Annotated in this window: 7 protein-coding genes; 6 read left to right on the plus strand and 1 reads right to left on the minus strand. The window is 64.1% G+C overall.

Translation table 11 applies throughout. The features are described 5' to 3' along the window. The first annotated feature begins 50 nt into the window (after nucleotides 1-50). Nucleotides 51-6,065, plus strand: a complete 6,015-nt coding sequence (locus K226_RS0106495; RefSeq protein WP_024814036.1) for an excinuclease ABC subunit UvrA — start codon at nucleotides 51-53, stop codon at nucleotides 6,063-6,065. A gap of 201 nt (nucleotides 6,066-6,266) precedes the next feature. Beyond that, complete coding sequence (locus tag K226_RS0106500; protein ID WP_024814037.1) at nucleotides 6,267-6,773, plus strand: hypothetical protein; 507 nt, start codon at nucleotides 6,267-6,269, stop codon at nucleotides 6,771-6,773. Nucleotides 6,774-7,163: 390 nt separating this feature from the next. On the opposite strand, the gene K226_RS0106505 is transcribed toward K226_RS0106500, so the two are convergent. Beyond that, nucleotides 7,164-7,709: a hypothetical protein gene (locus K226_RS0106505; RefSeq protein WP_024814038.1), complete on the minus strand. Its 546-nt coding sequence runs from the start codon at nucleotides 7,707-7,709 to the stop codon at nucleotides 7,164-7,166. Between the two features lie 287 nt (nucleotides 7,710-7,996). Between K226_RS0106505 and K226_RS0106510 the strand changes: the two genes are divergently transcribed. From K226_RS0106510 to K226_RS20190, 4 genes are all read left to right on the plus strand, one after another. After that, nucleotides 7,997-8,257, plus strand: a complete 261-nt coding sequence (locus K226_RS0106510; RefSeq protein ID WP_024814039.1) for a DUF4212 domain-containing protein — start codon at nucleotides 7,997-7,999, stop codon at nucleotides 8,255-8,257. Between the two features lie 11 nt (nucleotides 8,258-8,268). After that, on the plus strand, nucleotides 8,269-10,074 hold the full coding sequence (locus K226_RS0106515; protein ID WP_024814040.1) for a sodium:solute symporter family protein: 1,806 nt from the start codon (nucleotides 8,269-8,271) through the stop codon (nucleotides 10,072-10,074). Between the two features lie 155 nt (nucleotides 10,075-10,229). Next, a complete protein-coding gene (locus tag K226_RS0106520; RefSeq protein ID WP_024814041.1) occupies nucleotides 10,230-10,595 on the plus strand; it encodes a hypothetical protein in 366 nt (121 codons plus the stop codon). 89 nt (nucleotides 10,596-10,684) lie between these two features. Beyond that, nucleotides 10,685-10,972, plus strand: coding sequence for a hypothetical protein (locus K226_RS20190; RefSeq protein ID WP_024814042.1), 288 nt, complete (start codon nucleotides 10,685-10,687; stop codon nucleotides 10,970-10,972). Nucleotide 10,973: the final 1 nt, after the last annotated feature.

Genomic DNA, 10,973 nt, shown 5'->3' on the forward strand with positions numbered 1-10,973 from the left:
CCGCGGTTGGTCCCTAGAATGTTCCGCCTCACACCCGAAAGACTGCTTCCATGACCCAGGGACTGATCCGAATCCGCGGCGCACGCCAGCACAACCTCAAGAACCTGGATCTGGACATCCGCACCGGCGAACTCACGGTGGTCACGGGCCCCAGTGGCTCGGGCAAGTCGAGCCTGGTTTTTGACACGCTGTATGCCGAAGGCCAGCGCCGCTACGTGGAAACCTTCAGCGCCTATGCGCGCCAGTTTCTGGACCGCATGGACAAACCTGCCGTGGACAAGGTCGAGGGCGTGCCCCCGGCCATTGCCATCGACCAGACCAACCCCGTGCGCTCCAGCCGCTCCACCGTGGGCACGATGACGGAGCTGAACGACCATCTGAAGCTGCTGTTCGCCCGAGCGGGCCAGTTGTTTGACAGGCAGACGGCACAGCCCGTGCGGCACGACACGCCGGAGACCATTTATGCGGAGCTGCAGCAGCGCTGCGGCATCGAGCCGGCGCCGGGCCGCCCCAAGGCGGCGAGCGCCCCCCTGGGGGGCGGCGAACCACACGCAGTGGGGAGCGTGGGGGCCGAGGTCAACCCGCGCATCGTGCTGACCTTCCCGGTCGAGCTGCCTGCCAACACCAGCGCAGAGCAGGTCGAGCAATGGCTGTCAGCCAGCGGCTTTACCAAGGTGCAGGCCGAGCGCGAAGTGGGCACGCCCACCGGGCCGCGCAAGGTGCTCGATGTGGTGGCCGACCGCTTCCGTTTGGGCAATGCCGAGAAGGCGCGCGCGATCGAGGCCATTGAGGTGGCGCTCAAGCGCGGCTCGGGGCGTTTGAATGTCTACCGGTTGATGGAGGAGGGCGAGCCCGAGCTGTGGCGCTTCTCCACCGGCCTGCACTGCCCCGACAGCGACCTGCGCTACAGCGACCCCATTCCGTCGGCCTTCTCGTTCAACTCCGCCGTGGGCGCGTGCGACAGCTGCCGGGGCTTTGGCCGCGTGATCGGGGTGGACTACGGCCTCGTCATCCCCAACGACAAGCTCACGCTGCGCGCAGGCGCCGTCAAGACCATTCAGACCCCCGCGTGGAAAGAGGCGCAGGACGACCTCATGCGCCACGCCGAGGCCGCGGGCATCCCGCGCGACACGCCCTGGAACAAGCTGACCGACGAGCACAAAAAGTGGGTCATCAACGGCTCGCCCAACTGGAACGGCAAGTGGAACCAGCAGTGGTACGGCATCAAGCGTTTTTTTGAGTACCTGGAAAGCAAGGCCTACAAGATGCACATCCGCGTGCTCTTGTCCAAGTACCGCAGCTACACGCCATGCCCCACCTGCGCGGGCGCGCGGCTCAAGACCGAAAGCCTGCTGTGGCGCATTGGCCGCAAGGAAGATGCCGATGCCGCGCTGGAGCCCGGCAAGCGCTTCATGCCCGAGGGCGTGCAATGGTCGCGCGAGCAGCTCGAAGCGCTGCCCGGCCTGTGCTTGCACGACCTGATGCTGCTGCCCATCGACCGCCTGCGCCAGTTCTTTGCGCGCATGCAGCTGCCGGTGGGCGACAACGCCAAGGGTGACGCGCAAGCGAAACCTGGTGAAGCACAAGCGAAAACTGGTGAAGCACAAGCGCTTCGACTGCTGCACGAAGAAATCACCACCCGCCTCAAGTACCTGTGTGACGTGGGCATTGGCTACCTCACGCTCGACCGCCAAAGCCGCACGCTGAGCGGCGGCGAGGTGCAGCGCATCAACCTCACCACCGCGTTGGGCACCAGCCTGGTCAACGCGCTGTTCGTGCTGGACGAGCCCAGCATCGGCCTGCACCCGCGCGACATGCACCGCATCACCGAGGCCATGCTGCGCCTGCGCGACGCGGGCAACACGCTGGTGGTGGTGGAGCACGACCCGGCCGTGATGCTGGCGGCCGACCGCATGATCGACATGGGCCCCGGCCCCGGCCGCCTCGGCGGGCAGATCGTCTTTGATGGCACAACGGCCGATCTGCGCAAGGCCGACACGCTCACCGGGGCCTATCTCAGCGGGCGCAAGCATGTGGGCTTTGGCTTCAAGCGCATGGTGACGGAAGCGACGCCACGCCTCATCCTCGAAGGCGCGCGCGAGCACAACCTGCAGAACGTGTCGGTGGAGTTCCCGCTGCAGCGCCTGGTCACCGTCACTGGCGTCAGCGGCTCGGGCAAGTCCAGCCTGATCCAGGATGTGCTGGCCCCCGCACTGCTGCGCCACTTTGGCAAGGCCACCGATGCGCCGGGCGTGCACGACCGCATGCTGGGTGCCGACCATTTGTCGGACGTGGTGTTTGTGGACCAGTCGCCCATTGGCAAGACGGCCCGCTCCAACCCCGTGAGCTATGTCGGCGCGTGGGACAGCATTCGCGAGCTGTATGCCGTGGCGCCGCTGTCGCGCCAGCGCAGCTACACCGCCAGCAAGTTCAGCTTCAACAGCGGCGACGGGCGCTGCCCCACCTGCGGCGGCTCGGGCTTCGAGCATGTGGAGATGCAGTTTTTGTCGGACGTGTACCTGCGTTGCCCCGATTGCGATGGCAAGCGCTACCGCCCCGAGATTCTGGAAGTCACCATCGAGCGCGGCGGCCGGGTGTTGAACGTGGCCGATGTGCTGGCCCTCACGGTGGCCGAGGCGGCCGACCTGTTTGCCAATGACCGCGATGTGATCCGTGCGCTGCAGCCCATCGTGGATGTGGGGCTCGAATATGTGGCGCTGGGCCAGCCCGTGCCCACGCTGTCAGGTGGCGAGGCGCAGCGCCTCAAGCTTGCAGGCTTTCTGGCTGAGGCCGCGCGCAGCGCATCCAAATCGCGCCAGTCCGTCGCCCGCAAAGGCACGCTGTTCTTGTTTGACGAGCCCACCACCGGCCTGCACTTTGACGACATTGCCAAGTTGATGCGCGCGCTGCGCAAGCTCATCGACGCAGGGCACTCGCTCATCGTCATCGAGCACAACCTTGATGTGATCCGCGCGAGCGACTGGCTCATCGACCTGGGGCCCGAGGGAGGTTATGCGGGCGGCCTCATCGTGGCCGAAGGGACGCCGGAGGATGTGCGCCAGCACGCCACCTCGCACACCGGACAGGCGCTGCGCGACTATGAACTCACGCTGGGCATCGGTGGCCATTCGGCACACGAAAAAGCCGCCGTGCTACGAAAAAAAGAGCTAGTGGCGCTTGATGGTAAAGCGCTAGAGGCCAAAAACGCTATACAAATCGTCAACGCGAAGGAACACAACCTCCAAAACCTGAGCGTGGACATTCCGCGTGGCAAGTTCAATGTGGTGACGGGCGTCAGCGGCTCGGGCAAGTCCACGCTGGCGTTCGACATCCTGTTCAACGAAGGCCAGCGCCGTTACCTTGAATCGCTCAACGCCTACGCGCGATCCATCGTGCAGCCCGCAGGCCGGCCCGAGGTGGATGCGGTGTACGGCATCCCACCCACCGTGGCCATCGAGCAGCGCCTCTCGCGCGGCGGGCGCAAGTCCACCGTGGGTACGACCACCGAGGTGTGGCACTTTTTGCGTCTGCTGTACGTCAAGCTGGGCACGCAGCATTGCGTGAAAGACGGTGCGGCGGTGCAGCCGCAAACGCCCGAGAGCATCGCCGCCCAGCTGCTCACGCAGTTTCGGGGCCAACACATCGGCCTCCTCGCGCCGCTGGTGATGAACCGCAAAGGCGTGTACACCGAGCTGGCCGACTGGGCCCGCCCGCGTGGTCACACCCACCTGCGCGTGGACGGCAACTTTTTGCCCACCACCAACTTCCCTCGCATCGACCGCTTCAAGGAGCACACCATCGAGCTGCCCGTGGCCAGCCTGGATGTGTCGCCAGAGAACGAGGCCGCGCTGCGCACTGCGCTGGCCGACGCCCTCACCCACGGCAAAGGCGTGGTGCATGTGCTCAGCAGCATTGGCACGCTGGCTGCGGCCATGGAAGGCGGCTTGCCCACGGCAGGCATTGGGCATCTGCAGGCTTTCTCCACCAAGCGTGCCTGCCCGGTGTGCGCCACCAGCTATGCCGAGCTGGACCCGCGTCTGTTCAGCTACAACAGCAAACACGGCTGGTGCCCCGACTGCGTGGGCACCGGCGTCAAGCTCACCCGCGACCAGCGCAAGGTGTTTGACGACTCGGTGCAGGACAGCAATGAAAAAGGAAGGGAAAAAGGCCGCGAGCAGACCTTTGCCGAGCCCGAGGTGGAAGACCTGGCCGACACTGCTTGCCCCACGTGCCAGGGCACGCGCCTGAACGACACGGCCCGCGCCGTGAAGTTTGCCGGCGTCGGCATCACCGATATCGCCGCGCTGTCGGTGACGGACGTGCGCCGCTGGATCGAGACCCTGCGCGGAGCGGACGGCATGCCCCAGCGCATGACTCAACGTGAAAGCGACATCGCCCGCGACCTCGTGCCCGAGATCCAGAGCCGCCTCGAATTTTTGGAAGAAGTGGGCCTGGGCTACCTCACGCTGGACCGGGGCGCGCCCACGCTCAGTGGTGGCGAGGCCCAGCGCATTCGCCTGGCCGCGCAGCTGGGCAGCAACCTGCAGGGCGTGTGCTACGTGCTCGACGAGCCCACCATCGGCCTGCATGCGCGCGACAACCAGATTTTGCTCAACGCCCTGCACAAGCTGGGCGACAAGGGCAACACGCTGGTGGTGGTGGAGCACGACGAAGACACCATCCGCCGCGCCGACCACATCATCGACATTGGCCCCAGCGCGGGCAAACGCGGCGGACGCCTGGTGGCGCAGGGCAGCGTGGCAGACATTACGGGTGCCGAAGATTCGCAAACCGGCCGCTACCTGCTGCACGCCATGAAGCACCCGCTGCAATTGCGCCGCAGCATGGCGCCCAGCGCGGTGAGTGCCCAGGCCACGGCGGCCTTTGCCCAAGCCGAGTCGGCAGCGCCCACCGGTCGGCAAAGCGCCGCCGCGAAGAAGCGCGCGGCCCAAGCTGCATCGCTGGCGGCCGGTGCGCTGACCGAGGCCAAGGAACGCGCCGCCATGCGCTGGCTCACCGTGCACGGCGCGCAGCTGCACAACCTGCAGAACGTGACCGCCACGGTGCCGCTGCACCGCCTGGTGGCGGTGACGGGCGTGAGTGGCTCTGGCAAATCCACGCTCGCGCGAGACGTGCTGCTGGCCAATGTGCAGGCCTGGGTGCAGCAGCGCAGTACCAAGGCCGGGCGCGATGCGATGGACGCGGGCAAGGCGCAGCCGCTGGTGGGTTGCACAGGGCTGTCGGGCTTTGAGAGCATCGACCGCGTGCTCGAAGTGGACCAGACACCGATTGGAAAAACCCCGCGTTCCTGCCCCGCCACCTACATCGGTTTCTGGGACACCATCCGCAAGCTGTTTGCCGAGACGCTGGAGGCCAAGGCACGCGGTTACGCCGCCGGGCGATTCAGCTTCAACACCGGCGAAGGCCGCTGCCCCGGTTGCGAAGGTGCGGGCGTGCGCACCATCGAGATGAGTTTTCTGCCCGACGTGAAGGTGCCCTGCGAAACCTGCCACGGCGCGCGCTTCAACCCCGAAACACTGGCCGTCACCTGGCGCGGCAAGAGCATTGGCGATGTGCTGCAGATGGAAGTGGACGAGGCCGTGGGCTTCTTTGCCACCATGCCCAGCATTGCGCACCCGCTGCAGCTCTTGCAGGACGTGGGCCTGGGCTACCTCACGTTGGGCCAGCCCTCGCCGACCCTGAGCGGCGGCGAGGCGCAGCGCATCAAGCTCGTGACCGAGCTGACCAAGGTGCGAGACGAAGTCGGCCGCCGGGGCCAGAAGGCGCCGCACACGCTGTATGTGCTGGACGAGCCCACCGTGGGGCTGCACATGGCCGACGTGGACAAGCTCATCCGCGTGCTGCACCGCTTGGTCGATGGTGGTCACAGCGTGATCGTGATCGAGCACGACCTGGATGTGATCGCCGAGGCCGACTGGATTCTGGACCTGGGCCCCGAGGGCGGCAACGCAGGCGGGCGCATCGTGGCCGCAGCCACACCTGAAGACGTGGTGGCGGCAGGCACCCATACAGGCAAGGCGCTGGCGGCGGTGCTGGCGCGCTGAGGTGCCCTTGCAGTGTGATGGCCCGCGCGCCTGAAGGGAGGGGCGGAGTGCCAGCCCGGTGGTGTGCGTACGCAGCTGTCGGCCCCTGTCCTACGCACAGCGCGGAACATGGCGCACGCGCCGCGCGGGGTGGGCTTCCTACGATGGGTTGCAGGGGATCGGCTCCCCACTTTCCATCCACAGCTACGGACGCCCATCACCATGAACGCTTTCCATCTTCTCAAGACCTGTACCGCCATTGCGGCCGCCTCTGTTCTGCTGGTCGCCTGTGGCGGCGGCAATGACGACGACCCAACCCCCAGCAACGAGCCAGGTGTGCTGACGGTCACCAACGCCACCGTCAGTGGCCTCAATGGCGTGTACGGCAACGGTGCGCTCAACCTCACCGATGTGAGCAAACAAAACCCCATTGGCTCGGTGCCAGAGCTGTGCGCTTTCCGCTTTGACGGTGCCAACAAGGTGGGCTCTTCGGCAACCGCGTTTGGCGACATTCGCTACCGTCCCGATGTCACCAAGCTCTACCAGGCGTTCCTGACTTTTGACGGCAAGGAATACGCCAGCAGCGACGACACCGACACTGCGGTGGTGCGCGAGAGTGACCAGGTGCGTCTGACAGGCAAGACGCTCACCGCCACCGATGGCTCTGCTGCCACGCTGCGTGTGACGGGCATCGTGCCCATGCGCCCCAACCGTCCCATGGGCTGCTGAACGCGGCTCTGCTGCCCGCCGCCCCCTCACAATACGCGGGGGCGGTGCAGGCTACAGAGCGCGCACCGCCGAACATCACGTTTGCACCACGGCCTTGCGGCCGTTGCCGTTTGGGGCCCGCATTGGAGTGACGGCGTGATGGCGTGGTGCGTGCATGAACTGCCGTTCGCCTGAAGCGTGGAAGCTATTGCTATTAAATAAATAGCATTAGACGCTTTCTATACGGGCACTAGCGCCTCATTTGTGCAAAAATTAAATCCGCCTCGGCTCCAGTATGGCAGCAGGCGTGCGCCTGCTGGCTGCGCTGCTGCAGTGGGACGGCACAGCGCAAACATTCCCCAACGCGCCGCACCTTCGACCGACACGGCATACGCGCAATTGGGAAAAAAATCAAAGCACCGCGAACAGCTTTTCGCGCAACTCGGGCAGGCGCTTCTTGCCGGTGGCGTTGGTTTCGAGCGCCTGGGCCCAGGCCACATAAACGTGGCGCAACTCGCTGCTGCTTTTGCAGCCGTGGATGGCTTCCAACAGCGAAATGCGGTTGTGGTGGCCAAAGATGTTGTTGACCGTGTTGGTCATGAAATTGCGCGCCATGTCCAGCTCTTTGGCGCTGCGCGATTCGGCGGGGGGCAGGCCCGAAAGGTCAATCTCGTCGGGGGCGTGCGGTTTGGCGGGGGCAGCCGCAGGGCTGGCGGCTGGCTGCGCCACGCCCACCGCCTCGATGCAGTCACGGCTGAGCAATTCGGTGAGCTGGGCGCTGATCTCGCCGCCGGGAGCAAAGGTACTCAGGTCCTGGCCGCTGCGCTTGCCGTCCACCAGCACCAGAATGCGCCGTGCAAGAGGTGTCAGCCCCAGCGAGCGGGACTGTATTTCTTGTTGGCCCTGGGCGGTCTTGGCGTAAATGGCGGCGGTCAGGTTGGAGGGAACATCTGCCATGGGGTGTGGGGCGCAATCTTTCAGCGAAAAGTGAATTGGTGACAGAGTGTTTCCGCATCCCCTTTTTATGCCATTGGGACTTTCACTAGGCCGTTTCAGATGCGCGCAACATCTCTGATCGGTGTTTTCCCTTGAGTCGTCCTTCGCACGGCAATTTGGGCGTTTTCATCAGTTAGCTGTAAGCAAGCGTGGACACAGTCGCTTACGCAATCCGATGGCCCAGCCTGCGGAATGCGCGGGGGCAGTGCCTAGGTGCTGTGTTCTGTACTCATACACGAGGGGAATTCATGAAGGAAGACAAAAGCAGTCACGCCTACTGGAAAGCCACGCTCGGCCTGCTAACCAAGATTCTGATCGTCTGGTTTGTGGTGTCGTTCGGCGCGGGGATCCTGTTTGTCGACGTGCTCAATAACATCAAGTTGGGCGGTTATCCGCTCGGGTTCTGGTTTGCTCACCAGGGCTCTATCTACATCTTCATTGCGCTGATTTTTTATTACGCGAAGAAGATGGGCGACATCGATCGTCAGTTCGACGTGCATGAAGACTGAGGGCTGAAATCATGGATCTTCAAACAACCATCTATATCTTTGTCGGTCTGAGCTTCGCGCTCTACATCGGCATCGCAGTGTGGGCCCGCGCGGGTTCCACCAGCGAGTTCTACGCGGCCGGCGGCAGCGTGCACCCCATCACCAACGGCATGGCCACGGCCGCCGACTGGATGAGCGCGGCGTCCTTCATCTCCATGGCTGGTCTGATCGCCAACATGGGCTATGGCGGTGGCCTGTTCCTGATGGGCTGGACCGGCGGCTACGTGCTGCTGGCCATGCTGCTGGCTCCGTACCTGCGCAAGTTCGGCAAGTTCACGGTGCCGCAGTTCATCGGTGATCGCTTCTACTCCAAGAGCGCCAGCACCATTGCCGTGATGTGCCTGCTGGTGGCGTCGCTCACCTACATCATTGGTCAGATGACCGGTGTGGGCATTGCCTTCTCGCGCTTCCTGGGCGTGTCCAGCGACACCGGCATTTACGTCGGTATGGCCATCGTGTTCGCCTACGCCGTGTTCGGCGGCATGAAGGGCATCACCTACACCCAGGTGGCGCAGTACATCGTGCTGATCCTGGCCTACACCGTGCCTGCCGTGTTCATCTCGCTGCAGCTCACGGGCAACGTGATCCCTCAGCTGGGTCTGGGTGGCAGCTATGTTGGCACCGACATGACTTTGCTGGCCAAGCTCGATTCCGTGGTCACTGACCTGGGCTTTGGCAAGTACACCACGCAATGGCCCGGCAGCATGCTCAACATGTTCATGTACACGATGTCGCTGATGATCGGTACCGCTGGTTTGCCGCACGTCATCATGCGATTCTTTACCGTGCCTTCGGTAAAGGATGCTCGCAGCTCGGCTGGCTGGGCCCTGATCTTCATCGCCATCCTGTACACCACGGCACCTGCTGTGGCTGCCATGGCCAAGCTGAACCTGCATGCCACCGTCAACACCGCCGTCAAGGCCGGTGGCGACCTGTATGCGCCTGAAGCTTCGCTCAAGAACGAAGACCGTCCTGACTGGATGAAGCGTTGGGAAAAGACCGGCCTGCTGAAGTTCACCGACAAGAACGGTGACGGCCGCATCCAGTACTACAACGACAAGACCAAGAACGAAGTTGCCAAGGGCAAGGCAGAGGCTGCCGGCTGGAAGGGCAATGAGCTCGACGTGAATGCCGACATCATCGTGATGGCCAACCCCGAAATCGCGCTGCTGCCCAACTGGGTGATCGCGCTGGTGGCGGCTGGTGGTCTGGCAGCTGCTCTGTCGACGGCTGCGGGTCTGCTGATGGCTATTTCGTCTGCCGTGTCGCATGACCTGGTCAAGGGCGTCTTCAACCCCAACATCAGCGAGAAGAACGAGCTGCTGGCGGGCAAGGTGTCGATGGCCGTGGCCATTGTGGTGGCTGGTTATCTGGGCTTGAACCCGCCAGGCTTTGCGGCCGGTACCGTGGCCCTGGCCTTCGGTATTGCCGCCAGCTCGCTGTTCCCCGCCATCATGATGGGTATTTTCAGCAAGAAGATGAACAAGGAAGGCGCCATGGCCGGTATGCTGGCTGGCCTGTTCTTCACGCTGTTCTATGTGTTCGCACACAAGGGCATCTTCTTCATCAAGGGCACGGAATATCTGGGTCTCATTGGCGGCGCCAACAGCTTCTTCGGCATCACGCCTGAAGCGATTGGTGCGGCCGGTGCCCTGGTGAACTTCGGGGTCGCCTTCCTGGTGGACAAGTTCACCAAAGAGCCACCGGAGCATATCCAGGCCATGGTGGAGTCGGTGCGCGTCCCGCGCGGCTCCAAGCTGGTGACGGGTGCCCACTAAGGCGTCTGTCCGGGGGTAAATCCCCTGTGCCGTGGCGCTCTGGCGCTGCGGCAGTGACAATGGAGGCCCTGCCGGCTGCGCTGGCAGGGCCTTTTTAATTGAATTCTCCGGGGAGCCTGCGCGCTGTGCGTTGCCCCCGAAGCTGGGAGCTCTGCATGGTTTTTGATGTCAGCGTCGCATTGACCTGGATTTTGTATCTCGCGTTGTTCCCGATGGCGTTCTTCTGGTTCCGCCGGGCGTGGCGTATCGTGGTCAAGCGCGATTTTTCCGAGGTCGCCATCAGGCGCGGTGAGTCACCGCCCAACCCCGAAAAATACGCCCCCTATGCGATGGTCATCAACCTCATCGCTGGTGTGGTGGCGTCGGTGGTGATCGTCAGCGTGGCACTGGGCCAGCTCGACTACAACACCTGGACCGCCATGGCGGGTAGCACCATCTGGTGCAAGTTTTTTCTGGATTTCGCGCTCTCGCGCCAGGCGCATGGGGCGGCCGCCAGGGCCAAGCCCAAGGTCAAAGCCTGACTGCGTTGCCCGGTACGTAAGACCGAGGTAAGTGCCGGGCGCACAATGGACAACAGGGGGGCATCCAGACTCCCCGCCAGGAGACTGCTGTGCTCAAAGGACTCGGCTCCCAACGCCTGGTTGCCCTGTTTGCCGGCGGCTGGGTACTGTTCAATTTTCCGCTGCTCGGCCTGTGGGACCGTGATGCCACCGTGTGGGGCATTCCGTTGTTCCCGGCGGCCCTGTTCTTGCTGTGGGGCGGGCTGATTGCCGCACTAGCCTGGCTGATGGAGCGGCCCGATAACCGCCTGGGCGACCGCAGCGAAGAACGCCCCGATGACCGCCCTGACGACCGCGTGGCAGCGGCGCCCCCACCGTCTGCACCGCTGCAGGATTAGG

Origin of the sequence: Acidovorax sp. JHL-3, from assembly GCF_000526295.1 — a bacterium.
Classification (GTDB): Bacteria; Pseudomonadota; Gammaproteobacteria; order Burkholderiales; family Burkholderiaceae_C; genus Acidovorax; species Acidovorax defluvii.

Coding starts and splice junctions, on each gene's coding strand:
- K226_RS0106495 (WP_024814036.1), top strand. CDS start 51: ATGACCCAGGGACTGATCCGAATCCGCGGCGCACGCCAGCACAACCTC.
- K226_RS0106500 (WP_024814037.1), top strand. CDS start 6,267: ATGAACGCTTTCCATCTTCTCAAGACCTGTACCGCCATTGCGGCCGCC.
- K226_RS0106505 (WP_024814038.1), bottom strand. CDS start 7,709: ATGGCAGATGTTCCCTCCAACCTGACCGCCGCCATTTACGCCAAGACC.
- K226_RS0106510 (WP_024814039.1), top strand. CDS start 7,997: ATGAAGGAAGACAAAAGCAGTCACGCCTACTGGAAAGCCACGCTCGGC.
- K226_RS0106515 (WP_024814040.1), top strand. CDS start 8,269: ATGGATCTTCAAACAACCATCTATATCTTTGTCGGTCTGAGCTTCGCG.
- K226_RS0106520 (WP_024814041.1), top strand. CDS start 10,230: ATGGTTTTTGATGTCAGCGTCGCATTGACCTGGATTTTGTATCTCGCG.